Source organism: Methanobacterium paludis (assembly GCF_000214725.1).
GTDB classification, from domain to species: domain Archaea; phylum Methanobacteriota; class Methanobacteria; order Methanobacteriales; family Methanobacteriaceae; genus Methanobacterium_C; species Methanobacterium_C paludis.
Genome location: NC_015574.1, coordinates 213,548 through 238,905, shown reverse-complemented (window position 1 = coordinate 238,905; position 25,358 = coordinate 213,548). Strand labels below are relative to the sequence as shown.

Genomic DNA, 25,358 nt, shown 5'->3' with positions numbered 1-25,358 from the left:
AAAATAGAAGTGTTTGAAAAGAAATGTTTGATATTCAAAAATTTCTTAAACAGGAAAACATTAGATAAATTTAGGTTATAATAAAAACGTAAAATTAGAATACCCACGTAAAACCACATATTTTAAATATTAAATAGAATTTAACCAAACACAGGCAAGAACAAATATGATAACCATACTTTCAGGCGGAACAGGGACACCAAAACTTATTCAAGGGATTGTCAAGTTAATTGACCCTAAAGATATTAACATCGTTGTTAACACCCTTGAAAACTCCTATTTCTCTGGTGTTTACGTTGCAGCAGATGTTGACACCGTTATGTACACCCTTGCAGAGATCATCAACGAAAAAACATGGTACGGTATTGACAATGATACCTTTATAACACATGAAACTTTAAAGGAGATTAACTGCCCTGAAACCCTTAAAATTGGAGATAGGGACAGGGCCACAAAGATACAAAAAACCATGCTCATGGAACAGTATCCTCTTTCGAAGGTTGTTAACATCCAGAGGAAGTCCCTGGGTGTTGAATCCCACGTAATACCCATGAGCGATGAAGAATCTCACTTAAAGATAAAAACAGATGAGGGGGATATGGAGTTCCACAAGTTTCTCATTGAGAGACGTGGAGAACCTGAGGTTCTTGATCTTGAGTACAACAGCGTTAAACCTGCACATGGAGTTATTGAATCCATTGAAGAAGCAGATTTGGTGGTCATTGGACCTTCAAACCCTGTGACATCAATAGGACCCATAATATCCATGGAAGGCGTTTCAGATGCCCTTAAAAAATCTTATGTTACTGCAGTTTCGCCCATAATTGGTGGAACTCCTGTTAGCGGCCCAGCTGCAAAGTTCATGAGAGCTTTAGGGCATGAGGTATCTTGTAGAGGTGTTGCGGCCATGTATCAAGAATTCTTAGACAAATTTATAGTAGATACTGAGGATCGTGTTTACAAAAAAGAAATAGAAAAACTAATATCGGATGTTGTTGTAACAAACACCAACATGAAAAACATCGGAGATAAAATGATGTTAGCCAGAAGTATTTTGGGTGAAATTTTATGATTCAAATGACATTAATTCAGATCGATAATTATGGTCCATGGACCGTGACCCCCACACCAAGGGCCGAAGCAGATCTTCAGATTTTACAGTCGGAGCTCTACGCAGATCTTCAGAGACAATTCGCAGCTAAAGGAGGCCTTGTGTTCTTCACTCGCTTCGACAATATGCTCGCAGTCACAAACGGCGTCGATCTGGATGACCATCGCAGAATTCAAAAGTCCATAGGAAACAGATACCCCATAACAGTAAGTATGGGAGTTGGTGCTGCAGAAACACCATACGAAGCACAGAAAATTGCCACAAATGCCCTTCAAAACTATGGAGGAGCACAATCAGAGGAAAGGAAAGAAATACTTGCAATAGACAGCATGACAAAAAAGGAAGACAGCTTCGTACAGATAGCCCATATAGACATAAACGGCATCACGGACACTCTCACAGATATAATTCCTGCATACGATACTAATTTTATTGTGAACCGAGTTCAACACTTTCTAATGAAAAAATTAATCAAAAAAGGATCTCTTTTATTCTTCATAGGCGGAGACAACTTCATGTCACCATGTAATGGCTTGGACCCTGAGGGAATCCTCAAAATAATTGAGGAAATTAAGGATGAAATAAACATATCACTCAAAGCAGGTGTTGGAAAGGCCCCAACTGCTGAAAAAGCAGCAAACCTTGCTGATCTTGCCCTCGAAGAGATAAGAGGTGGATTCACCTACAATCTGGTTCACGTGATGAAGAATAAAGATTGAAAGTGAATAGAATTTGATAGTAATAGTAAAGGAAAATCTAATAATTATCTATAACTGATTCCTAGTTTCCATAATTTTTAGTTGTTTAAAAAAAATGTAAAATTAATAAACTCAATTATTAAAAATTGACATCAAACTTGAATTTCTTAAATTAATTAATGGATTAAAGATAAATTAAAATTTCTAAAAAATTAGGAATCTCATAAATGATTAATAAATCCAATTATTATTTTCATTAGGTGGTTTTATTGAAGTTTTAGCGCCTATGGCGGGCATAACCAACGGAAACTTCTGTAGGAAAATGTCATCATTCGGATTTGATATGGTTACCCTTGGAGGGTACAACATAGATAAACCATCCATAGAAGCGGGTTGTAAAATAATTGCACGTGGAAGACCTGAATTTGAGGTTGCAGAAGAAAATGTTTTGTCCAACATAAAAAGTCAGGTTAACATAGTCAGATCTCAAAACCCGTGGAAAGGAAAAGTTTCAGTTAACCTCAGGGCAACCTCTCCAGAACCTATAATAACCGTTTCAAAACTCGATGGTGTAGATGTGGTTGAAATAAACACCCATTGTAGGCAATCAGAACTTGTAGATGCCGGATGCGGCCAAGCACTTCTCCAAAACCTTACTAAATTGGGCGATTTCATAGAAGAAGTTGTAAAAAACTCAGGGAGTAAAGTTTCTGTAAAAGTACGGGCTAACGTTCCGGGAGTGGACGATTTTGCAGTTGCAGAGGCTGTTAACAATGCAGGTGCAAACTATCTACATATTGACGCCATGAAACCAGGATATACTTGTGCAGATTACAACTTAATAAGATCAATTAAAAAAAATACAGATATATTTTTAATAGGGAACAATTCAATAAGAGATTTGAAATCCGCCAGAAAAATGGTTGATGCTGGTGCAGATGGAATATCAATTGCACGGGCTGCCATAGGAGGGGAACTTCCATTTGATCTTGCCCGTGTATAATTCTCAAATTTCATAAGATCTCAATATCATTTAAATCAACGATCATTTAATTATAAAAAATGTGTTAAAATAAAAATATTAATAATTAATTCAATTTAATTGAATAACAAATTAATTAATGTTTTGCAAACTCAAAAAAAAAGGTGGTTGCATTGTCTTTTATAGAGGTTAGGAACGTTACTAAGACTTTTAAAGGTGTGGATGTTTTAAAGAATGTTAGTATGACCATAGATGAGGGTACTGTTTTAGGTATTCTTGGAAGAAGTGGTGCGGGTAAATCAGTTCTTATACAAATGCTCAGAGGAATGAAGGATTACAAGCCAGACCAAGGTCAAATAATCTACAACATAGCCTTTTGTCCTGATTGTATCCGAGTTGAAACACCATCACAAGCCGGGCAAAAATGCAGCTGCGGATGTGAATTCCAGGCAATGAGTGTTGATTTCTGGAACTGCGACCGAATACTGTTTGCAGCCATCAAAAGAAGAATCTCAATAATGCTCCAAAGAACCTTCGCCCTCTACGAGGACGATACAGTCATAGACAACGTTCTAAAAGCAATTCACGACCATGATGAGGAAGAAAGCATCTCAATAGCCATAGACCTTCTGGAAATGGCTCAAATGACCCACAGAATAACCCACATAGCAAGAGACCTCAGCGGAGGGGAAAAACAAGAGTCGTGCTCGCCAGACAAATGGCCAAAGAAACCCATGATATTCCTAGCAGACGAACCCACAGGAACACTCGACCCCAAAACAGCAGAACTAATACATGAAGCACTGCTCGACGGAGTGAAAAACAAAGGCAAAACAATGATCATATCCTCCCACTGGCCAGAAGTCATGAAAAAACTATCAGACCAAGTAATATGGCTCGAAAAAGGAGAAATAATCGAACAAGGCAACCCCACCAAAATCGTGAAAAAATTCCTACAACAAGTACCCCTACCAGAAAAAGGAGAAGTCTTCAAAACAGGCGGACCCATAATAAAAATGGAAAACGTGAAAAAACATTACTACTCCATAGAAAGAGGAGTAGTCAAAGCAGTTGACGGAATAAACCTAACAGTAGATGAAAGCGAAATATTCGGAGTCGTAGGCCTCAGCGGCGCAGGAAAAACAACACTATCACGAATACTCTACGGCCTAACAGAACCCAGCACAGGCAACATCCAAGTCAAACTAGGAGAAACCTGGATAGACATGACACAAAAAGGCCCATACGGAAGAGGAAGAGTCAAACCCTACCTAGGAATACTCCACCAAGAATACAGCCTCTACCCGCACAGAAACGTGCTCGGAAACCTCACAGAAGCCATAAGCCTCGAACTACCCGCAGAATTCGCAAAAATGAAAGCCATATACGTCCTCAAAGCCGTAGGATTCGACGAAACATACGCCACAACCATACTAAACAAATACCCAGACGAACTCAGCAGCGGAGAAAGACACAGAGTAGCACTAGCACAAGTCCTCATCAAAGAACCCAAAATAATAATCCTAGACGAACCCACAGGAACCATGGACCCCATAACAAGAGTACAAGTCACAGACTCAATAATAAAAGCACGAGACGAACTAAACCAAACATTCCTAATCATATCACACGACATGGACTTCGTACTCGACGTATGCGACAAAGCTGCCCTAATGCGCGGAGGAAAAATCCTAAAACAAGGAAACCCAAAAACAATAATCCAAGACCTAACACCCACAGAAAAAAAGAAAATGCTTAAGGAGGAATAAAATGGTATGGGACGATTCACCATCACACGTATGCAGGGGAGGGGATAAAAGAGCCTTAGCGTTCTGCTGTCCGCCCGTAAAGCCCTGTCCAATTATCTATGCATTAGAGGATGCCAATCTCACACCTCAAGATTACATAGAGATAAAAGAAAAATTTGGAGAAAAAACCAGACTAGGCCAGGGTGAAGGAACATGTTTCGGATCGCTGGTATGGTGCTGCAAGCCATCAAAACCATGTCCTTTACGGGATATGGTGCTGCGCAGAATAAATATGAGCAGTGACGAATACATGCAGCTTAAAAAAGAGCTTTCAGAGGAACTTGTTGGAAAACATGAATCAACAACAGAAGAAAGTGTTAAGGCGCTCTCTGAAACATTTAACGTTCCGGAAGAAGAGGCTTCCAAAGTTCTTAGTGACTGTGGTAACGATGTGAAAACTGCGGTTAAATTACTTAGAATGAAAAATTTGGAGCCATAAAATGGGTTGGACTCCCCTCTTCCTTGAAATGCGTGACAAAAAGGTTTTAGTAGTAGGCGCAGGGGAAGTAGGGGAAAGACGAGCCAAAAGATTCCTGAAAGCAGGGGCCCATGTTGTGATCCTGGGGAATACTGCTTCAGAGGAAATCATCGATCTGGGAGCATCATTAAAATCAATTGACAATGCATCTAAATGGGTTGAATGGTCAGACCTTGTGGTTATTGCAACAGGAGACCATAATTTAAACGAAGAAATCGCACATCTGGCTGATTATAAGTTAGTTAACCGGGCTGATTACCCACAAAAGGGTAACTTGATCGTGCCCACATCTTTTTTCATAGAAGATGTGCAAATATGCGTATTCACAGGCGGCAAAAGCCCCCTCATGGCAAAACAGTTAAGAAAAAAGATACAAAAAGTAATAAAAAATGAGGATATTTTACAGTTGGAACTTCAAGATTTCACCAGAAAACTTCTCAAGGATAAAGTGAAGGACCAAAAAGATCGCAGATCATATTTATATAAAATTTTAAATGATAAAACAGTTGAAAAACTTCTAAAGGATGGTAACCTCAACCAGGCAAAGGTATATGTTGAGGAGTTATTACTAAATCTAAATAAAGAGGTTTAAAAGTAATAAATAGGTTTAAAAGAAATTTTAAAGAAAGATTTAATTAAATAAGTTAATACAATATTGATTTAAAGTGATCTAAAATTAATCAATTTATTTCGATCAACTTTCCAAAAATCTGGAGGGAAATACGTGATCCTCAATATCAGAGTCGATTATAAAACAGCAAGCATCAGTACAATGGAAAGATCAGCACAGAAACTTGAAGGTATCTTCAAGGATCTGCAGAAACATTACTCTGTTAAAGAGCATCTCCAGATAAAAACCTGCAACCGGACTGAATTTTACCTAGTTTTAGATGAATGCAAAACCCCAGACATAGATTGCGAGGACTTCATGATTGAAACGGATGAAGATGCAGTGAAACATCTTTTAAGACTTGCATCTGGATTAGAGTCCATGATAATCGGTGAAGATCAGATACTTGGCCAGATAAAAGAAGCTCAAAAAAAGAGCATTAAAGAAGGTGGTTGCGGTAATGTTTTAAGAACCGTATTCACCAAAGCTGTCCACGTTGGTCAGGCCGTACGGAAGAAGACCAAAATAAACGAAGGGTCAGTATCAATCGGTTCTGCAGCAGTTAAACTTGCAGAATCAGTGCATGGAAACCTTAAATGTAAAAAAGTGCTTGTTATAGGTGCGGGTAAAATGGGAACACTCGTTGCAAAGGCTCTGGTCGAGAAAAATCTTAAGGCAATAGTCGTTGCAAACAGAACCCATGACAGGGCAGTGAACCTTGCAAAAGAACTTGGAGGTTTCGCCATACGCTTTGACAAGCTTGATGAAGCAATAAAAGATGCAGATGTTGTTATAAGTGCTACAGGAGCACCTCACCCCATATTAACCTACGAAAAAGTAAAAGAAGCCATACCACAGGAGAATCTTAATAAGATCGTGATGGTTGACATTGCAAACCCACGTGATATAGATGAACGAGTTGCAGAGCTTGGTGTTAGACTATTCAATATGGATAACCTGCGCACCATATCAGATAAAAACAAGAATATGCGTGAAGCTGCAGCCTGTGACGCTGAGAAGATAATTGAAACAGAATTTGAGCTTTTGAAAAGATCCCTGAAACAGCTTGAAGTTGAACCAATCATATCAAATATTAGAACCAGTGCAGAGAATATAAGGGTCAAAGATACCCAAAAAGCATTTAGAAAGCTTGGAGATATGAAGGGGAATGAAAAAGTTGTTGAAGACCTTACAAAGGTCATGGTTGAACACATTTTTTATGATATAATTAAGAATTTAAAACATGCAGCTGAAAATGATGAACAAGAAGTTATAAACGCTGCAGAAGCTATTTTTAACCGCAACTGATTTTTTTTAATTTAACTGTGAATATTTTTATTTGTAGTAAATATTTCTGTAATAGTTCTTTAATTCCATGAATGAATATACTTCAATCTGTCAAATAGCATTTTAGTTGATCTTTATGATTCCTCAACTATCCTGAAAAGATAGCCAGTCTCCCGCATTTCCAACACGAGACCTATCAAAATCAGTGCAATATCCATATCTACAGCACTAAAACTCACTACGGCTCAAAAAAAGTGAAGTAAAAATAGGAAAAGAGTTTATGAGTCAAAAAAGGATATAAAAGGGGAAAAATAGCAGACAATAGTAAAGAAAGGTTCTAATTTATGCAAACATTCCTTTAGGTTCATTTTTCTCTTTTTTATACTGTTTAAGGGCATATTTAATATGATCCATAGTCACGGTATCCATATCCTCTGAAATTGCTTTATGGAGGGCAACTTTCAGAAATTTATCCTTAATGTCCCTTCCGGACATTTTTTTAGTACATTTAGAGAGTCTTTTAACATCAGCTTTAACAGCCAATGGCATAGATTTTATGTAAAGCTCAAGAATGGTTTGTCTCTCATTTTCATCGGGCAGTACGAATTCTATTTCCTCTTCAAACCGGCTCCTTATTGCAAAGTCTAAAAGGTGAGGGTTGTTGGTAGCCCCTATGGTCACAACACCATTGTTACTATCTATACCATCCATTTCAGTTAAAAGAGCGTTTACAACCTCTGAAACATCCCCACGAAGTGACTGGTATTTCCTGTCAAGGCCTATGGCATCTATCTCATCTATAAATATCACTGCGGGAGATAAAGCTGATGCCTCCTCAAAAAGATCGTGTATCTGCCTCGAACCATCACCAACATGTTCTCCTATGAGACTCGTGGCCTTCACAAGGAACAACGGCACTTGAAGTTCGTTTGAGAGGGATTTTGCAAGCATTGTCTTTCCTGTTCCGGGAGTTCCATGGAACAAAACATTTTTTGGAGCCCAATCTCTAAAACTAGCTGGATCCTGTAAATATTTTATTATTACCTTACATTTGGTCTTTGCACGTTCCTGCCCTATGACATCTTCCATTCGAACGTTGCTTTCTATTTTTTTAATCTCACGGGATTCTTGAACTTCCATGAGGAGTATTGAAGTATTATCAGTTATTTTAGAATTATCTGGATGTGCTTTTATTATTTTAAAGGCATAATCAGGCAATAATTTCTGATCAAAAAGAAAAGAGCCTTCTTTTGCCGTGTATCCTTCCCATTGTTCTTTTGCATAGAGCTCAAAAAGTTCTTTGTCGAATATTTCTATTTTAGGATTCTCAACGAGATTGCATAAGAAAGGATAACCTACCGACTGGAGTACAACCAGTTTAGATTCTTTATCCGGTTCAGTTACATTTTTTAATATTTTTTTATCTGATACAACTTGATCAGGAACTATATTGTTTAGTTTCACTAGGAATACCTACCAACTTTGTTGTTAAATCGAAAATTTTATGTTTCGAATAATATTAATCAATTTGACTTAATCAATCTGATCTTATTTGATTGATTTTATTTCTTTTATGTGATGATGATCTTATTTTAATTATAGTTTATACACTGATGGATAAAAGTTTTTCTTTGATAGATCAGGGAGTAATTAATTGCATATTCATAGAAGGAAAACTGGGAAAATAAATAAAAAAATTAAAAAACATCCAAATATTTATTCTTTTTACATTTGAAGAGTTTAAACCACTTAAATTTAAATTAAACAGGATAAATATCTTTTTTGATCACTTCAATAATCAAAGCCCAAACAAATAATCGCAAAATCATATAAATTATGCAGAATAATAAGGTAACTTGATGTACATACCCAACTTCACGTATACTAATAAAACCATTGATAATATAGCCGAAATTGAGTTAGTGCGAGGCATCATCCTTAATGCAGCAATTAAACCTGAAATTAATAGTTTTTTAAAGAGAAATGCCCTTATTAAATCATCTCATGCTTCTACAGCAGTTGAAGGGAACACTTTAACAATTGCCGAAGTAAATAGGATTTTAGACAGGCCAGAAGTTACAGAAAACAAAGAAGAACAGGAAGTACTTAACTACCTCAACGTTTTGAAGGGGATCGAGAGGTATCAGGAAAATGGGAAAATCACAGAAGAACTGCTTTTGGAAATGAACAGTGAAATAACTAAAAAGACACCGAATGGAATACCTCATAAGAAACATTATCGTAACGTTCATGTGAACGATGCAAATTTCAAAAAAGATCATATTGAATATAGACCTCCATCCCCGGAACATATCCCTAGATTAATGGAAGAACTTCTTAAATGGATCAATAATAACTCCACTGAAATCTCTCCAATAACTGTTGCAGGAACTGCACATTATGAACTTGTGAGGATCCAGCCATTCAAAGAAGGTAACAGCAGGACTGCAAGAGCTTTAACAGAGTTAATTTTATATTTAAGACTTTTTGATCCGGAAAAATATTTTCCATTGGAGCAGTACTACGAAGCGGACAAAAAAGCCTATTTAAACGCTTTAAATTTGAGTTTTGGAGATCCAAACGGCCTGACGAAATGGATGGAATATTTCACAGATGGAATCAATGTGTCACTATCAAAGGTTAGAGACGAGATCTCAAAACTAATAAATGTTCCAGTAGCTTCAAACAACCAACCAACCCTTAAAAAGGACCATATAAGAGAAAAGCAGATAAAAATGAACCAAATACGGATTATAACTTTCTTGCATGAATATGGGAAAATAACCCTAGAAGAAACCCAAAAATTACTGGGAACAACAAAGCATGAATCAGTTAATCAACTCCAAAAACTGGAAGAACTCTCAGTGATTAAGGAGAAAAAAAGAAAGGGTTCCATTTATTACATTTTAAAAATTCGGGACGACCAGCGAAAAAAACAGTGGAAAACTCTCTTCAAAAAAGGTTCCATGAATCGAAAAAAATAAATTACATCCAACTCCATCAAAGTTCTTTAATTTCAGAATTCCATAAAGTTCATTTAATTTTCAGGATATCTTCGTACAAAACCTTCATCTTAATGGCATCATGGTCTAAAAAGGGGGTTTCACAGATTACAGTCACATCCCAACCGCAATCAACAATTTCTTCAAGCAGAGGTTCAAGAGGCGGTCCGTAACTATCCTCAGCAAGTGTATGATGTTTTCTTTCACCGGCATCTGTGTACTCTATCCTTGTAAAATGGGAATGTAATGACTTTAGTCCCAGTTCATCCTCTAACTTCTGGAATATTTTGTTATAAGCATTTTTATCTTTGATAGAACCTCCAGATCTGGCATGAACATGGGCAAAGTCCACGGTCGGTGCAAAATGTTCAAATGAACCGCATATTTCTATTATCTCATCAAGGTTACCCAGCTGGGATTTTTTACCAGTTGTTTCCGGTGCGAAGGTATACTCATTAACACTCTGAGCCTCAAGTTCATCCTGGATCTCAGTAATTGCTTTTTTACAGCACTTCATTGCTTCTTCTGGAGTGTAAGTGGTGTAAAAACCCGGGTGAAATACTGTGCGGTATGCTCCCATCCATTCTGATGCTTTAGCGGCCTGAACAAGCCGTTTAACCGATCTTTCAATTACATCAGCCTTGTTAGATGACAGGTTAATGTAATAGGGCGCATGCATTGAAACCAGGACATCATTGTCCTTCGAGTTTTTTTTGAGTTCTATTGCAGATTGTTTTGATATTTTAACGCCATAAGTTGCCTGATATTCATAGGCATCGAGTCTTTCTGCATTTATATAAGTGCATACATCATTAGTTTTGCCCTTGTAATCAATGGGTTTACCTGCAGGGCCAAATCTCACAACAGCCATAAAATAACCTCTAAAATAACATTTAAATTTTATTCATTTAATTTATTGCTTTTTAATTCTATTTTTTTGAAAATTTTTTTTGAATACTTTTTTTGATAATATAAAAACTTCAAATTTTGATGATAAAAACTTTCAAAATATTTCTAAAAGATATTTTTTTACTCTTTTTTACTCTTCCATTTTAATGTCGTTGTAAGCAGATTCAGCAGCCACTGCCCCCTCTGCGCAGGCCACAATTATCTGTTTCAAACCACCTGTAACATCACCTGCAGCATATACATGAGGCACATTGGTTTTCTGGTCCTTATCTGTGATTATATAACCACCTCTGTCAATTTCAACCCCTATCGGTCCTGCAAGTTGGCTTGAAGGTATTTCTCCGACTGCTATGAACATTCCCGCGATATCAAGTTCTTCCTCAACATCTCTAACACGATCGTAGATCACAACACTTTTAAGGAACGTATCACCCTTTATTTCTTTTACAACAGAATTCCAGACGATTGGAATGCCTTCTTTTTTGATTTTATCCTGAAGATATTTTTGAGCCCTCAGTTCATCCCTTCTATGTACCATTTTAACTTTACATCCTATGTCATTGAGGTGGAGGGCGTGTTCAGCTGCGGAGTTTCCTCCCCCAACCACGAGAACCTCTTTACCCCTGAAGAACATGCCGTCACATATTGAACAGTAGGATATGCCCTTTCCAATAAATTCCTGCTCACCCGGTACTCCTAACTCTCTGTATTTGGTTCCTGTTGATATTATAAGAGATTTTGCAGCATATTCATTCTTATTCGTGGTTACCATTATCTTTCCATCCATTTTTTCAACTTTCTGGATTTCTTCAGACTCTTTTATGTCCATGTAACCCGATGCATGGTCTCCTATTCTCTTTAAAAGTTCAAGGCCAGTTATGGATTTAAATCCAGGGAAGTTTAAAACTAGAGGGGCAACATTTCCCATGCCTCCTTTAAGAGCCTTTTCCAAAATAATTGCTTTTAAACCTTCTCTTCCAGCATATATCCCCGCAGTAAGCCCTGCAGGTCCTGCACCTGCTATTACAATATCATATTGTTCCATACAATCACCTTACAGGTTGAATAAATAAGGAATTTTTTTTCTAGATATTTTTTAATTATAATTTTATTTATCTTTATTTATTCTGTAGTTTATCCCTCAAAAGTTTATTCACAAGTTTGCCGTCAGCTTTTCCCTTGAGTTTGGCCATGGCTTTACCCATAAGAGCACCCATTGCACCCATTCCCCTTTCTTCAACCATTTTACTGTTTGAAGAAATTATATCATCGATTACTGATTCAACATCTTCTTCAGACAACATCGTAAGGTTCAAATCCTTTGCTGCTTGTTCTGGAGACTTTTCACCGTCACAGACACCCACAAGAACCTCCTGAACTGCTTCTTTTGTGATCTTACCCTTTTCAACAAGGGCAAAGGTTTCCTTTAAACAGTCAGTCGTCAGTTTTAAAATGTCCTTTCCGTCCCTTTTAAGCTCTTTAATAGTGTAGGCAAAGGTTGATGCTACCGTTGTTGAGTCCAGATTGGAAGATGCCATGATCTCCTCGAAGTCACCAGCCCTGTTCCTTCTGACAAGTTGATGTGCAAGATCCTCGCTCAAGTTGTATTGCTGGATTATTCTGGCCTTTTTTTCATCTGGAAGCTCTGGTAAGTTGTTTTTTATGTTCTCAAGGTAATCTCGGGATATTACCGTAGTTGGTATGTCCGTTTCAACGTACATACGGCTTGCAGTTGGCAGTGGCCGGAGGTACTCGCTGTTAGCATTTTCCAAGGCTTTTCTGGTCTCTTCCGGGATCTCGATGATGGCTGTTTTGGCCCTTCTTAAAACCTCAAGCAGAGCATTTCTTGCCTTTTCATCATCATCTGCAACCAGTACAAATGCATCCTCTTCACCTGCTTTAACAAATTCTAAAACTGTATCAACCTCTTTTTGGGTTATACCATAGGCTGGAAGCTCATCTGTGTGGAATATACCCGAAACTCCCATTTTTTTGGCGTAACCTGCAAGTTCAGTTCCGAACCTTCTGCTGGGCTGGACTTCTTTCCCAATTAAACCTGCAAATCCATTTAGTTTTATTGCAAGAACTGAGCCATCTTTTAGGGCTTTTGCTATTATTTTAGACTCTGTCTGCTTGAACAAATCCTTTACATCGTATATTGTGTCATCAACATGGGCATCTCTTTTTTGAAGTTCTTTCATTATTTCAAGGAGATTTATCTGCCTTTTTACCTCGTTTTCAACCATTTGAGCCATTAAATCTAGATCTTGAACTCCTTTTAGTTCCACACGGGCTCCTTCACGTATGGATATGTTAAGGTCCTGTCTTATTGTTCCAAGTCCCCTTTTAACCTTTGTACTCCGGAGAACTTGACCTATCTGGTATGCAACTTCCTTAACCTGATCAGGGTGCTTCATAGATGGGTCAGTGGTTATCTCAACTAGAGGAATACCGAGTCTGTCGAGTCTGAAGACTACATTTCCCTTTTTTTGACCTATACGCCTTGCTGCATCCTCTTCCAGGCACAGATTTTCTATTATAACCCTTCCATACTCTGTGTCCATGTAACCATTGGTTGCAACAAGACCAGTCCTTTGGAAACCTCCTGTGTTACTCCCATCTATGACCTGTTTTCTCATGGTGTGTAATTCATCAACAACGTTCATGTTGAGAAGTGATGCAACTATGAGAGATATTTTAACGGCTTCCTTATTTAAAGGGTGAGGAGGTTCCTCATCAACCTCAACAAGACACGTTTCATTTTTGTACGCTTCATAGATAAACTGTAATTTCCTTCTTGACTCTTCAAAGGCAGCCCTATCTACCTTTCCAAGCTCACTCTGTGTTGGTCTAAGGTTCCTTAAAACTTTATAATCCGGTTTTTTGTCTGTAAGTTCACACGAACATGGACAGAAAAGTTTTTCATCTGTATTGAGTTGTTGATGTACCTCAAGACCCATTTTAAGACCTAATTTATCATAATCCATCCTATCACCGCTATTTAATGTATTTTGTAATAGTTCAACTTGGTTTAAATGATCTTTAAACTTGTTAAATCGTTGATCATTAAGAATTTAATGTATTTGTGTATAATCCCTGTGCATAACCTTTATTAATTCCCTACTCACTTTTTACGATTCAATGAGATTCAAATAACTTAAATCAATAATCATATATTCAATCTATATTTAATCATCATAGGGAATTAAATTAGAATGCTTGATATCATATCAAAAGAATTTTTGGGATGATTTAGCTCCAATCTCACCTTTCAGGTTGGTCTGCATGATTTTTCTCACTTCTTCCATGTTGTCAGTCTGTCCTAGAGTCCACACAAGCTTGACGTATGCAGTTTCAGGCAGCATGTCCAGGGCAGATATAACACCAGCTGATACAAGTTCCCTACCTGTACTATAAACGTTCATGTTCACCCTACCGTACAAGCACTGGGAACCCATAACCACAGGAATTCCACTGTCTGTTGCCCTATTAACCGCAGGTATCAAATAATCTGGACAGTGCCCCAGACCTGTTCCCTCTATAACGATTCCTTTGTAACCTTTATCAATATGATAATCAATAATTTCCCCCGAAATTCCAGGATAACTTTTTATAAATGCTACTTTAGGTTCTAAATTATCTTGAAGCTTCACTTCTCCATTTTCACGCTTTTTGTATTCTTGATTTTCATCGAGAATTGTTATATTGCCGTTGCGAACCTTTGCAATGGGCTGGGTGTTTATACTGCGGAAAGTGTCCCTTCGGGACGTGTGCATCTTCCTGACCTTGGTACCACGGTGAAGGTAGCAGTAAGAATCATCCTCCGTGGCATGCATACACACCATAACTTCAGCTATGTCCGATTTAGCGGCTGTAACAGACCCCATAAGGTTTAAAAATGCATCAGATGATGGCCTGTCTGAACTCCTCTGGGCACCTGTCAAAACCACAGGAACAGGTGTGTCCAAGATGAAACTCAAGGCCGCAGAGGTGTAATGCATGGTGTCTGTACCATGAGCCACCACAACACCATAAGCACCGTTATTAATTTCATCTGCTATGGAACGCGCTGCTTTAATCCAGTAATCAGGTTTCATGTTCTCGCTCAGGATGTTTAAAATAGCTTCCCCATTTATGTTCGCATGTTCCAAAAGCTCTGGTGTGGCACGTAAAAGATCATCAGCTGTAAATGCAGGGTGCACAGCCCCTGTTTTATAGTCTATAATAGATGCAACCGTCCCTCCGGTTGATATTATGGATATATCCCGTTTTTTACCATCTTTTTCTATTTCAAGTGGTTGAAGTTCTATTTTAGGTTTCTCACCCTTCTCCAGAAGTTTCGCCTCTGCATCCAGTATGTCCAATCCTACGTTGTAGCCACTTGCAAGTTTCAAGACGATATGCTTTTCATCAGCATCTTCTGCCCTTTCAAGAACCATCCCCTCATAGGATACGTCCTTTTTGGTTATTCTGATTTTATCTCCAATTGATATGTCTTGTGAATCTAAAAATTGTTTTGAAGCTCCTCTGTAACTCATAAAAACCCTCTATAAGATTTCTTTTAAAATTCCATGTATTAATAAAGTCTTTAAATGTTTGATCAAATCAGAAAGATCAAATCAAATTCATGAATGTTAATTAACTGGTTGGTTAACATCTCATAAAACCTTTTAAATTTATATTTCTCGTAAAATAAATTTTTAAGTATTATTTTGGAATGGTTTTCAGGAAGTTGAAAATCACTATTTCAGTTAACCAATTTCAAATTTTAATCAATAATAAGTTCTCTTCAAAATTCAATTCAAACCTTTAATTTTAGCATGTTGTATGTCAACGCTGCGATCCAAAAAATGGCAAAAAATGCTGCCAACCATTCAAATAGAGGAGCAGGAAGACCTGTATAAATTCTGAACATAACTATGAAAAAGAGATCCACCAAAACTGCCAGCAGACCGAAATAGAATATTGGCCTCATGAACTTTGGATGATCAAACAAAGAAATGTTGATAAGTATCAAAAATATTAAAATAGTAATAAAAAGGATTGATGACCAGATCCAATGCATCTTAGGGTCGGTTTCAGGAAAAATTCCGACCATGATCATTGCAAATGCTGAAATAAACCCTACAATCTGTGCAGAAACTAAAATAATGTTATCCCATTTTTTATCGGTGTGCCACCTGTAAAGCCCTGTAAAAAATGGAATGAATATTGTACCTGCCAAGATACAGCCTGTGTTAAAGAAAATTGCCCCAGAAGGGTTAAAATTTGGATTTCCAAGGTCGCTGAGCCAGTTGGTAACCGGTGTAAAATTCCCGGGAAAACATGCTACAGCTATCGATGTAAAAATTAAAAATATTAAAATGGAAACTAGTCCCAATACATGTGCCATGTACTTTTTTAAGAGGTTTAAGTTCATTTGAAACATTTTTACAAAATTTATTTTACAAATTTAGTAAAGAATTTATAAGAATTTTTAATCCCCTAAAACAACCTCAATACCCACAGGACAGTGATCTGAGCCCATGACATCCTTCAGGATGAATGATGATTTGATATGATTCATAAACTCCTCGTTCACAAAGAAATAATCAAGTCTCCACCCAACGTTTCGATCCCGGGCTCTGGTACGGTAACTCCACCATGTGTACTGGCCTTCTTCCTGGTTGAACTCCCGGAATGTGTCCACGTAGCCATGATTTAAAAATTCATCGATCCATGCCCTTTCTTCGGGTAAAAATCCTGAAATTTTCTCGTTTTCCTTTGGACGAGCCAGATCTATTTCTTTATGAGCTGTATTCACATCTCCACATACGACTATGTTCTTACCTTCATCCTTGAGTTTGTCTGCGTATTCCATGAATGCATCGTAGAAATCCATCTTGTACTGCAACCTTTCAGGGGACATTTTACCGTTTGGGAAGTATATGTTGAATAAAACAAAATCTCCATAATCTGCAATCAATGTTCTGCCTTCAAGGTCGAATTTATCTATTCCAAATCCATATTCAACCTTTTCCGGCTTTATTCTTGTGTACAATGCCACTCCACTGTAGCCCTTTCTATCAGCCTCGGATAGATAGGTGTGGTAACCTTCAAATTCCCTTATATCCCGGGGCACCTGCTTTCGAACGGCTTTTGTCTCCTGAACACATAAAATATCCGGCTGTTCTGTCTTAAACCATTCACCAAATCCTTTTTTGTGCACGGCCCTTATTCCATTTACGTTCCACGATAAGATCCTGATTTTGTCCATTTTGTTTCCCTACCCAACTTATCTTAGCTACTTTTAATCAACATAAAAATATTCAACACTTAATATTTAGTTCAAATGTCAATATAAAAGAAAGCTAGTTCAACCACCACTTGTCCCAATGTGATAAGGGTCAAAATCTGGATTTTTAAGGATCTAAATAAACGTTTAAACATTTTATTTATAGATATGCTTTATACACAGATATCTACAGAAGATTAAATTCTCCTAAATAGCCCAGTTTTGTGTTCTAAGATTTTACACCATTACAATACTCATTACAGTGAATTACTCAAAATATGGATCATTTTTTTGAGTCCATAAGTTCCCTTAACCTAGGCATGTGGAACTCTCTTTTGTACATTGGTGATTTATCCTTACTGTAAACTGTTAAATTTTCTTCAAATGTCCTTTTGGGATTGATATAAAATATGCCCAGAGGATACTTTTCAGTTTCTACTGACCTTTTAAACGCCTGATTTCTGTCATATGGGTCGTGGGACTCGTCCAAATAATACGTGTTGTTTTTAAACCACTGAAATGTGTTCACTTTGTTGAATGTGACACATGGCTGGAATATATCCACCAGAGCATATCCTTTATGTTTTATTGCTTTTTTCAGGATTTCTTTTGTCTGAGAGATATCTCCACTAAATGCCCTGGCCACAAAAGACGCATCAAGGGCTATTGCAATGGATAATGGATTGAAAGGTTCTGAAATTACCCCCTCAGCCTGTAAAGGTGTTTTGAACTCCTTTTGACTTGTTGGAGATGCCTGTCCCTTTGTCAGACCATAAACCATGTTGTTGTGTACTACGTTGGTGATATCGGGATTCCTACGGATGTTGTGGATGAAGTGATTACCTCCTTCACCATAGGTGCATCCATCTCCACTCACATTTATTACGGTAAGCTCAGGATTTACAGCTTTTATTGTAGTTGATGCAGGTAAAGACCGACCATGAAGTCCGTTGAAAACATTCGATTTAAGGTAATGGGGCAATTTACCCGCCTGCCCTATTCCAGATACCAAGACCAGCTCCTGCGGACTTATTTCCAGTTCAGCCAGAACTTCCTTCAGTGCTCTTAGGATTGAAAAGTCTCCGCAACCCGGACACCATGCAACATCTGCACCTTCAACATCAAACATTTTAGGATCCATATTAACCCTCCAAAAGCTCTTTGAGATTTTCTTCCACTTCCTCAACGGAAAATGGCATTCCGTTATACTTTAAAACCTTGCTTTCAATATTAAATCCAGTTTTAAGTTTTATTAAATCCGCAAACTGTGATTGAGCATTGTTCTCAAATATTACTGTTCTTTCAGCATTTTTAAGATATTTTTCTGTAGATGGATGTAGGGGATAGAGTTGCTTGAAATATAAAAAGCTCATGTCCTCTGCTTTTAGATTATCCAGAGCTTCCTTTATTGGGCCATAGGTTGAACCCCACCCTATAACCAACGTACTGTAATCATGGTTCCCGACAAGTTCAGGTGGAATCACATCCTTTTGAACTTCATTTAACTTTCTGAGGCGTTTATCCACCATTTTTTCCCTGATGTCCAGGTCCTCTGTTAAATGTCCCTCCTCATCGTGTTCATCAGAATCAACGATCACCAAACCATCACCAAATCCAGGGATTCCACGGGGAGATATTCCATTTTGGGTTATTTTGTATCGTTTGTAATCTTTACCCGTCTTTATGGTATGATCTTCAACTTCAAGACCCTCAAGGTCAAATGGAGACTGGTTGTAAAAAACATCTGCAAAGTACTGATCCGAAAGTATGAAAACCGGCACCTGACAACGATCTGCAAGATTAAACGCCTTTTGAGACAGTTCAAATGCATCTTCCAGGTTACCTGGTGCAAATATGGCTCTTGGAAACTCTCCAGGCCCTGAGTAAAATGCAAGGTTCAGGTCTTCCTGGGCAGTCCTGGTGGGAAGTCCCACGGCAGGTCCCGGCCTTTGACCTATGTATATCACAACAGGGGTTTCTATGATACCTGAAAGACCTACACCCTCTTCCATAAGTGCAAAACCACTTCCAGATGTTGCAACCATTGATCTGGCTCCTGCATAAAATCCGGCTATGGCCATATTAATTGCAGCTATCTCATCTTCCGCCTGTTCAAATATAATGTCAAAATCTTTCGAATTTTGAGCTATAAACGTTTGAAGAGGTGTTGAAGGAGTCATAGGATATGAAGACATGAATCTACAGCCCCCAGCAATACAGCCCAAACCTACAGCTTCTGTTCCATCTAAAAGAAGTTCATCAGCGACTTTAGGATTGGTTTCTATATCTACCTTGATCCTTCCAGAATCAACCAGTTCCTTACCAATTTCATAGCCCTTCATACCTGCTGCTATGTCTTTTTTAACAATACCTTCACCTTTCCGGGCAAATATCTCCTCAATACAACTTTCAAATATGGATCTAGGTATGTTCAAAATGCATGCTATCGCCCCGGCTGCTATCACGTTTGAGAAGATAACTCCTCCCATTTCCTTTGCCATATCTAAAAGAGGAATTTTAATGAGATCATATCCTTCCTTCAGAGATTTTAGATGCTGATCATCCCCCATTATAACCGTTTTTGAGGATATACGATTTTCAAGATGAGGAACCGCTCCTTTACTTAGTGAGAGTAGGATATCAATCCTATCAACGTAAGAAATCACTCTTTTTGATGATATCCTTATTTCAGTTGAATTTTCACCTCCCCTAACCCTGGACATGTACTCCTTCGTTGAGAAAACATGGTATCCTCCCTTTTTAATGGCATGAACCAGTATTGATTCTACAGTTTGGATTCCCTGGCCCGCTTCTCCACATAAAACTATAGATACATCTTCTTTAAACGAATCAAACGACATTGTCACCACCCGTAACCAAAAATTAGTACCATTCCAATGTAAAAATATGTGTTTCAATTTACTTAAAATTAGCATCAAAATCATGATTTCTGATGAAATTTCTGATCAAAAATCCATGAAATTTAAAAAAATTTAAAATGTATGAAAAAATCGTTATAATGAAAAAATCTTCTAAAGCAGACAACAACGATCTTTAAACCATATCCTCTAAACTTATTTATAAATGGAATTAACGTTGTTAAACATCAGAAAATATAAAAATCATTACATATAATGACAAAATACGACTTTTAATCTTTAAATTGATAAAAAATTGAATAAAAAAGGAAGGTTAAAAAAAAATTTAAAAATTGATATATAAATTAAAATACACATCCCTTGAATAAAAAAATGAACAACGAGGGCATTTGAACAAAATAAAATTCAAGAAATTTATATGAATTAACTTAAAAGATTCAGGAAAGATTCTAAATTCCTTAAAATAATATATCTTAAAATAAAAGGATATTGGACTTACTCATTTCAGTCCAATCCAAAATTTTATTTCAGATTTTTATTTGCCCATCCTGCCCCGGCTTCCAGTATCTCAATGTTAGTCGGGACAAGTTTAGGTTTTTTGGCAAATGTGTGTTTTACCGCATGTTTAAAATCATCATCTGAAAGGTCTGTGGATGCAATGGCCATTAAAACACCGAGCATTGCAGTGTTTGCAGCTTTAGGAACACCGTGCTCCTTAGCAATTTCCAGTGCAGGAACTGGTATTGTCCTGACGCCTTCAGGAGCCTCAAATTCTCCGATTTCTACATCGTATAATATTACACCGTCTTTTTTAACTCTATCTGCGAATTTTTCAAGCGATGGTTTGTTGAGTGCCACAAGAACATCGTAATTGTAAACAACAGGTGAACCTATTGTTTCTCCAGATATAACTACTGTACAATTAGATGTTCCACCACGCTGTTCTGGTCCGTAGGATGGGTACCATGAAACATGACGCTGGGCGTTACATGCTGCCTGGGCAATTATGAGGCCCATGCTAAGAACTCCCTGGCCTCCAAACCCTGAAATTTTAACAACCTTTGTTTCAAAGTCCGGATCATCAATTGCTTCCATTGCGCTTTCGCTTTCAACATCAAATATTTTATCAAGCGATTCCTTGGAGAAATCACTTTTATCCCTGCATAATGGTTCAGTTTCCTTGATTTTATCCCTGAAATTTGCAAGGGGGAATTCTACTTCCATCTGTTCATTTAGAAACTTTTCTGTACCTTCTGCATCTTGTTTAAGGTTTGTTGGGCATGGTGATAAAACCTCAACAAAAGCGTATCCCTTACCATCCCTCTGTACTTCCAAAGCTTTTTTAACAGTTTTTTTAGCTTTTCTTATGTGAGATGGGTCTGAAAGTGAAACCCTTTCAATGAACACAGGGGCTCTGAGGTTGTTGAGAAGCTCACACATATGAAGAGGATACCCTGCAAAGCGCGGGTCACGGCCGTTCTGACATGTAACTGTTTTTTCACCTATAAGTGTTGTAGGGGCCATTTGACCTCCAGTCATCCCATAAACAGTATTGTTCACGAAGAAAACCGCCATTTTTTCCCCTCGGTTTGCTGCCTGAATCGTTTCGTTAAGACCTATCGAAGCTAGATCCCCATCTCCCTGATAGAGTATGACAACAGAGTTGTCTTCAGCCCTTGACATTCCTGTTCCAACTGCTGGGGCCCTTCCATGTGCTGTCTGAACGTTTCCACAGTCAAAGTAATAGTATGCAAATACTGCACAGCCCACAGGACTTGTTAGTATGGTTCGATCCTGGATTTCAAGTTCGTCTAGAGATTCCCCTATGAGTTTGTGAAGGATTCCATGGCCACAGCCAGGACAGTAATGGGTTGCTGTAGGTGCGCTTCCACCTTTGCGGGGAAATTCATTGAGCATTGATTTGGGTTTTTCTATGACTTTTTCGACGTTTTCCTCGATAACGTTATCTTCAACGATCCTATCTGCCATGTTAGTCACCTCCTCCATTTCCATCAATTTTATCTCCAATTGCTTTATCTGGGTCAATCTTATCTATTTTCCCAATTCCCTCAAATTTGCCTTCAACTTTTTTACCAGCGATTTCCTTTATCTTACTCATGATACTGTCCCTGTCCATGAGGTTTCCACCCATCCGGTTTACAAGTTCCACAGGGCGCTTGCATTCTATTGCAAGTCTTATATCATCACGCATCTGGCCGTTGCTCATTTCAACTGACAGGAATTTGCATTCCCGTTCTTCTGCTATTTTTTTAAGCTCATTTTTTGGGAAGGGGAAGAGGGTTTGGGGTCTGAAAAGCCCGACTTTTATCCCCTCAGCACGGGCAGATTCAACTGCAGCCCTTGCAATTCTGCTGCTTATTCCATAGGCCACAAGAATGATCTCAGCATCTTCCATCTGATACTCCTCAAATCTTACTTCATTTTCCTCCATTACAGCATATTTTTCCTGGATCCTGTAATTGAAATCCTCGAGCTGGTCGAAGTTAAGAAATATTGATGTTACCAAGTTTTTCTTTGTTTCGGCGTTCCCGCAGACAGCCCATGACGTATCAATTTTAGGCTGGAACGCAGTTTCAGGGAAGTGTAGAGGTTCTACCATCTGACCGAGGACTCCATCTGCTAGCACTATAACAGGGTTCCGGTATTTTTCTGCCAGTTCAAATGCCTTGGCTGTGAAGTCACACATTTCCTGGACAGAGTTGGGGGCAAGAACTATGTTTTTGTAGTTTCCATGGCCACCACCTTTAACTATCTGGTTGTAGTCACCTTGTTCAGGCCCTATGTTCCCTAAACCCGGACCTGCCCTTACAATATCCACTATGACACATGGAAGTTCTGCCCCTGCAAGGAAAGATATTCCTTCCTGTTTCAGACTTATACCTGGACCTGATGATGCTGTCATAACACGGTGCCCTGTTGATGCTCCCCCATAAACCATGTTTATGGCAGCTTCCTCTGATTCCGCCTGAACGAACTTCCTTCCAACCATTGGGAAGTACTTTGAAGCTTCGTGAAGAATTTCTGTGGCCGGTGTTATTGGGTATCCAAAGTAGCAATCACATCCTGCGTACATTGCACCTATTATAACGGCTGTATTTCCCTTAATGAGCTGCGTGGCCATTGTTTCTTCTCCCCTTCATTTTTTTTATCTTTTTTGGGTATATGAATCTCTATTGCAAGTGGTTCAGGGCAGGTGTAGTAACAATCACCACATCCTGAGCATCCTTCACCCTTGTAAACTACGTAACGATATCCTCTTTCGTTTGTATCATCACTTAACTTTAAAACACCCTTTCTACATGCTAAAACACATCTTCCACATGCTTTACATTCCAGAGTGTTGATCACTGGATACGGCTCCTTTTTTTGAATCTTTTCAGACATGATATCAAACTTCTAATTGTTTATAATCAAGTTTAAGTCGTTAAATAAACGATTTATAATCACTTTAATTCTTCTTAATCGGTTTAAATAATGTTTAATTAATTTCATTTAAAATTATCCTAAATTTAATTTCAGTAAATATTTTGTTTAAATGAGTAATAATAATAAAAATTATAATGATTTTACCCAGCTAACCCTTAACTGACGTTTCTAGGTTTCTGAACCACCAGATACATTTCCCAAATCTTTTTCCCTTATTTCCACACGTTTTATTTTACCACTTATGGTTTTTGGAAGCTCTTCAACAAATTCAACAACACGTGGATACTTATAAGGAGCTGTTACACCTTTAACATGGTTTTGTATATCCTTTTTAAGTTCTTCTGAAGGTTTATAACCCTTGGCAAGTACTATGGTTGCCTTTATCACCTGCCCCCTTATGGGGTGGGGTACACCCGTTATTGCACATTCAAGAACTGAAGGATGGGATATTACGGCGCTCTCAACTTCGAAAGGCCCTATCCTGTAGCCTGAACTTTTGATTATGTCATCGTTACGTCCCACAAACCAGAGGTAGCCATCTTCATCCTTCCAGGCCGTGTCTCCTGTGTGGTAGTAACCTCCGTGGCATGCTTCCCTCGTTTTCTCAGGTTTGCGGTAGTAACCTGTGAAAAGTCCTATTGGCCTTTTATGGATTCTGAAACATATCTCCCCTTCTTCTCCAACATCACAGGGTTTTCCCTCTTTGTCAAGAAGCATAACATCATATCCTGGAGATGGTTTTCCCATTGATCCAGGTTTAGGTTTGATCCATGGGAAGTTAGCAACAGATGCAACGGTTTCAGTCTGTCCGAAGCCTTCTCTCAATTTTAAACCTGTGAACTCATAGAATTTGTTGTAAACCTCCGGATTCAATGGTTCACCGGCTGTAACCACGTATTGAAGATTTGAAAAATCATATTTGGAAAGATCTTCTTTTATGAGGAATCTATAGATTGTTGGAGGTGCACAGAAGGTTGTAACTCCATGTTTTGATGCTTTATCCAGGACATGGGCTGCGTCGAATCTGTCATAATCGTATATAAATACGGCACTTCCTGCAATCCACTGCCCATATATCTGACCCCACAGGGCCTTACCCCATCCAGTGTCTGCAATCGTGTAGTGCAATCCATCCTCTAAAACATTTTGCCAATACTTTGCCGTGATTATGTGGCCAAGAGGATAGGTATAACTGTGGTTAACCATTTTAGGGAGTCCTGTGGTTCCTGATGAGAATAACCCAATTGAAACATCAGAAACTTTTGTTTCAGCATCCCCCTTAGGTCTTTCAAACTCTGGTGAAGCTTTTTCAATTCCTTCACGTAGATTAAACCATCCTTCACGTTCTCCATCACCCACGAAAGCTTTTAAAAGTTTTGTATCCTTGAGTTGTGCCTCTGCCTCATCGAAATAGTCGGGGACTCCATTTTCTGTTATGCAGATAGCCATACTGATTCCTGCACTTGTTATCCTGTAGGTTATGTCCTTGGTTTTTAGCATGTGAGTTGCAGGGATTGCTATTGCCCCTAACTTGTGCAAGGCCAACAGGCAGAACCAGAACTCATATCGACTTTTAAGGGTTAAAATAACTCTGTCACCCTTTTCTACTCCGCATTGCCTGAGGAAGTTGGCTGTTTTGTTGCTGTAATTTTTAAGGTCCCTGAAGGTGAAGATCTTCTCCTGATCATCATCACACCAGACAAGGCCAACCTTCTCAGGGTACTTACTGGCATATTCATCAACAACGTCAAAGGCGAAGTTGAAGTTTTCGGGAAATTCTATCCTGAAATTCTCTTTAAAATCTTTATATGATTCAAATTCAGTTTTTGGAACAAATTTATTCAGTAAATGTGACATCAATACCACTTTCCAT

Annotated in this window: 21 protein-coding genes; 8 read left to right on the top strand and 13 right to left on the bottom strand. The window is 38.2% G+C overall.

The annotated features are described in order from the left end of the window. Nucleotides 1-166: 166 nt before the first annotated feature. From cofD to hemA, 7 genes are all read left to right on the top strand, one after another. On the top strand, nucleotides 167-1,072 hold the full coding sequence (gene cofD, locus MSWAN_RS01020) for a 2-phospho-L-lactate transferase (protein ID WP_013824754.1): 906 nt from the start codon (nucleotides 167-169) through the stop codon (nucleotides 1,070-1,072). Further along, nucleotides 1,069-1,830, top strand: coding sequence for a GTP cyclohydrolase III (locus tag MSWAN_RS01015; RefSeq protein ID WP_013824753.1), 762 nt, complete (start codon nucleotides 1,069-1,071; stop codon nucleotides 1,828-1,830). The genes cofD and MSWAN_RS01015 overlap by 4 nt, the downstream gene beginning before the upstream one ends. 265 nt (nucleotides 1,831-2,095) lie before the next feature. Further along, nucleotides 2,096-2,812 (top strand): MJ0144 family RNA dihydrouridine synthase-like protein, encoded by a 717-nt coding sequence (locus MSWAN_RS01010; RefSeq protein ID WP_013824752.1) that lies wholly within the window; start codon nucleotides 2,096-2,098, stop codon nucleotides 2,810-2,812. A gap of 152 nt (nucleotides 2,813-2,964) precedes the next feature. Then, the gene (gene atwA / locus MSWAN_RS01005; RefSeq protein WP_013824751.1) at nucleotides 2,965-4,560 is read left to right on the top strand and encodes a methyl coenzyme M reductase system, component A2; all 1,596 of its coding nucleotides are present in this window, start codon (nucleotides 2,965-2,967) and stop codon (nucleotides 4,558-4,560) included. Nucleotide 4,561: 1 nt separating this feature from the next. Beyond that, nucleotides 4,562-5,038: a methanogenesis marker 9 domain-containing protein gene (locus tag MSWAN_RS01000; RefSeq protein ID WP_013824750.1), complete on the top strand. Its 477-nt coding sequence runs from the start codon at nucleotides 4,562-4,564 to the stop codon at nucleotides 5,036-5,038. Between the two features lies 1 nt (nucleotide 5,039). Next, on the top strand, nucleotides 5,040-5,669 hold the full coding sequence (locus MSWAN_RS00995) for a precorrin-2 dehydrogenase/sirohydrochlorin ferrochelatase family protein (protein ID WP_013824749.1): 630 nt from the start codon (nucleotides 5,040-5,042) through the stop codon (nucleotides 5,667-5,669). A gap of 132 nt (nucleotides 5,670-5,801) precedes the next feature. Continuing rightward, nucleotides 5,802-6,995, top strand: coding sequence for a glutamyl-tRNA reductase (gene hemA, locus MSWAN_RS00990; protein ID WP_013824748.1), 1,194 nt, complete (start codon nucleotides 5,802-5,804; stop codon nucleotides 6,993-6,995). A 321-nt stretch (nucleotides 6,996-7,316) separates the two neighbouring features. Here the strand turns inward: hemA and MSWAN_RS00985 are convergent, their stop codons facing one another. Beyond that, nucleotides 7,317-8,438: an AAA family ATPase gene (locus tag MSWAN_RS00985; RefSeq protein ID WP_013824747.1), complete on the bottom strand. Its 1,122-nt coding sequence runs from the start codon at nucleotides 8,436-8,438 to the stop codon at nucleotides 7,317-7,319. Between the two features lie 395 nt (nucleotides 8,439-8,833). Between MSWAN_RS00985 and MSWAN_RS00980 the strand changes: the two genes are divergently transcribed. Further along, a complete protein-coding gene (locus tag MSWAN_RS00980; protein ID WP_013824746.1) occupies nucleotides 8,834-9,958 on the top strand; it encodes a Fic family protein in 1,125 nt (374 codons plus the stop codon). 49 nt (nucleotides 9,959-10,007) lie between these two features. Here MSWAN_RS00980 and MSWAN_RS00975 read toward each other — a convergent pair whose 3' ends face one another. The 12 genes from MSWAN_RS00975 to MSWAN_RS00920 all read right to left on the bottom strand — a co-directional run bounded on the left by MSWAN_RS00975 (nucleotide 10,008) and on the right by MSWAN_RS00920 (nucleotide 25,342). Further along, nucleotides 10,008-10,847, bottom strand: coding sequence for a TIM barrel protein (locus tag MSWAN_RS00975; RefSeq protein WP_013824745.1), 840 nt, complete (start codon nucleotides 10,845-10,847; stop codon nucleotides 10,008-10,010). Nucleotides 10,848-11,015: 168 nt separating this feature from the next. Continuing rightward, nucleotides 11,016-11,930 (bottom strand): NAD(P)/FAD-dependent oxidoreductase, encoded by a 915-nt coding sequence (locus MSWAN_RS00970; RefSeq protein ID WP_013824744.1) that lies wholly within the window; start codon nucleotides 11,928-11,930, stop codon nucleotides 11,016-11,018. Nucleotides 11,931-12,003: 73 nt separating this feature from the next. Beyond that, a complete protein-coding gene (gene gatE, locus MSWAN_RS00965) occupies nucleotides 12,004-13,872 on the bottom strand; it encodes a Glu-tRNA(Gln) amidotransferase subunit GatE (protein WP_013824743.1) in 1,869 nt (622 codons plus the stop codon). A gap of 243 nt (nucleotides 13,873-14,115) precedes the next feature. Further along, the gene (gene gatD / locus MSWAN_RS00960; protein WP_013824742.1) at nucleotides 14,116-15,423 is read right to left on the bottom strand and encodes a Glu-tRNA(Gln) amidotransferase subunit GatD; all 1,308 of its coding nucleotides are present in this window, start codon (nucleotides 15,421-15,423) and stop codon (nucleotides 14,116-14,118) included. A gap of 263 nt (nucleotides 15,424-15,686) precedes the next feature. Continuing rightward, nucleotides 15,687-16,304: a DUF998 domain-containing protein gene (locus MSWAN_RS00955; RefSeq protein ID WP_013824741.1), complete on the bottom strand. Its 618-nt coding sequence runs from the start codon at nucleotides 16,302-16,304 to the stop codon at nucleotides 15,687-15,689. A 57-nt stretch (nucleotides 16,305-16,361) separates the two neighbouring features. Further along, nucleotides 16,362-17,141: an exodeoxyribonuclease III gene (locus tag MSWAN_RS00950; RefSeq protein WP_013824740.1), complete on the bottom strand. Its 780-nt coding sequence runs from the start codon at nucleotides 17,139-17,141 to the stop codon at nucleotides 16,362-16,364. Between the two features lie 301 nt (nucleotides 17,142-17,442). Beyond that, complete coding sequence (locus MSWAN_RS00945) at nucleotides 17,443-18,300, bottom strand: thiamine pyrophosphate-dependent enzyme (RefSeq protein ID WP_013824739.1); 858 nt, start codon at nucleotides 18,298-18,300, stop codon at nucleotides 17,443-17,445. A gap of 1 nt (nucleotide 18,301) precedes the next feature. Next, a complete protein-coding gene (locus MSWAN_RS00940) occupies nucleotides 18,302-20,020 on the bottom strand; it encodes a 2-oxoacid:acceptor oxidoreductase subunit alpha (RefSeq protein ID WP_013824738.1) in 1,719 nt (572 codons plus the stop codon). A gap of 540 nt (nucleotides 20,021-20,560) precedes the next feature. After that, nucleotides 20,561-22,027 (bottom strand): 2-oxoacid:acceptor oxidoreductase family protein, encoded by a 1,467-nt coding sequence (locus MSWAN_RS00935; protein ID WP_144011596.1) that lies wholly within the window; start codon nucleotides 22,025-22,027, stop codon nucleotides 20,561-20,563. Nucleotide 22,028: 1 nt separating this feature from the next. Then, on the bottom strand, nucleotides 22,029-23,180 hold the full coding sequence (locus MSWAN_RS00930; RefSeq protein WP_013824736.1) for a 3-methyl-2-oxobutanoate dehydrogenase subunit VorB: 1,152 nt from the start codon (nucleotides 23,178-23,180) through the stop codon (nucleotides 22,029-22,031). Continuing rightward, nucleotides 23,141-23,443 carry a 4Fe-4S dicluster domain-containing protein gene (locus MSWAN_RS00925; RefSeq protein WP_013824735.1) on the bottom strand — a complete coding sequence of 101 codons (303 nt, stop codon included), beginning with the start codon at nucleotides 23,441-23,443 and terminating at the stop codon, nucleotides 23,141-23,143. The genes MSWAN_RS00930 and MSWAN_RS00925 overlap by 40 nt, the downstream gene beginning before the upstream one ends. A gap of 210 nt (nucleotides 23,444-23,653) precedes the next feature. Then, on the bottom strand, nucleotides 23,654-25,342 hold the full coding sequence (locus MSWAN_RS00920) for an AMP-binding protein (RefSeq protein ID WP_013824734.1): 1,689 nt from the start codon (nucleotides 25,340-25,342) through the stop codon (nucleotides 23,654-23,656). Between the last annotated feature and the right edge of the window lie 16 nt (nucleotides 25,343-25,358).

Bases quoted from the DNA above. Each gene is read 5' to 3' on its own strand.
- MSWAN_RS01010 (WP_013824752.1), top strand. From the start codon at position 2,096: ATGGCGGGCATAACCAACGGAAACTTCTGTAGGAAAATGTCATCATTC.
- MSWAN_RS00980 (WP_013824746.1), top strand. From the start codon at position 8,834: ATGTACATACCCAACTTCACGTATACTAATAAAACCATTGATAATATA.
- MSWAN_RS00975 (WP_013824745.1), bottom strand. From the start codon at position 10,847: ATGGCTGTTGTGAGATTTGGCCCTGCAGGTAAACCCATTGATTACAAG.
- MSWAN_RS00920 (WP_013824734.1), bottom strand. From the start codon at position 25,342: ATGTCACATTTACTGAATAAATTTGTTCCAAAAACTGAATTTGAATCA.
- MSWAN_RS00970 (WP_013824744.1), bottom strand. From the start codon at position 11,930: ATGGAACAATATGATATTGTAATAGCAGGTGCAGGACCTGCAGGGCTT.
- MSWAN_RS01015 (WP_013824753.1), top strand. From the start codon at position 1,069: ATGATTCAAATGACATTAATTCAGATCGATAATTATGGTCCATGGACC.
- MSWAN_RS00940 (WP_013824738.1), bottom strand. From the start codon at position 20,020: ATGTCGTTTGATTCGTTTAAAGAAGATGTATCTATAGTTTTATGTGGA.
- MSWAN_RS00925 (WP_013824735.1), bottom strand. From the start codon at position 23,443: ATGTCTGAAAAGATTCAAAAAAAGGAGCCGTATCCAGTGATCAACACT.
- gatD (WP_013824742.1), bottom strand. From the start codon at position 15,423: ATGAGTTACAGAGGAGCTTCAAAACAATTTTTAGATTCACAAGACATA.
- cofD (WP_013824754.1), top strand. From the start codon at position 167: ATGATAACCATACTTTCAGGCGGAACAGGGACACCAAAACTTATTCAA.
- MSWAN_RS00955 (WP_013824741.1), bottom strand. From the start codon at position 16,304: ATGAACTTAAACCTCTTAAAAAAGTACATGGCACATGTATTGGGACTA.
- MSWAN_RS00930 (WP_013824736.1), bottom strand. From the start codon at position 23,180: ATGGCCACGCAGCTCATTAAGGGAAATACAGCCGTTATAATAGGTGCA.
- MSWAN_RS00935 (WP_144011596.1), bottom strand. From the start codon at position 22,027: ATGGCAGATAGGATCGTTGAAGATAACGTTATCGAGGAAAACGTCGAA.
- MSWAN_RS00950 (WP_013824740.1), bottom strand. From the start codon at position 17,141: ATGGACAAAATCAGGATCTTATCGTGGAACGTAAATGGAATAAGGGCC.
- MSWAN_RS01000 (WP_013824750.1), top strand. From the start codon at position 4,562: ATGGTATGGGACGATTCACCATCACACGTATGCAGGGGAGGGGATAAA.
- gatE (WP_013824743.1), bottom strand. From the start codon at position 13,872: ATGGATTATGATAAATTAGGTCTTAAAATGGGTCTTGAGGTACATCAA.
- MSWAN_RS00945 (WP_013824739.1), bottom strand. From the start codon at position 18,300: ATGGATCCTAAAATGTTTGATGTTGAAGGTGCAGATGTTGCATGGTGT.
- MSWAN_RS00995 (WP_013824749.1), top strand. From the start codon at position 5,040: ATGGGTTGGACTCCCCTCTTCCTTGAAATGCGTGACAAAAAGGTTTTA.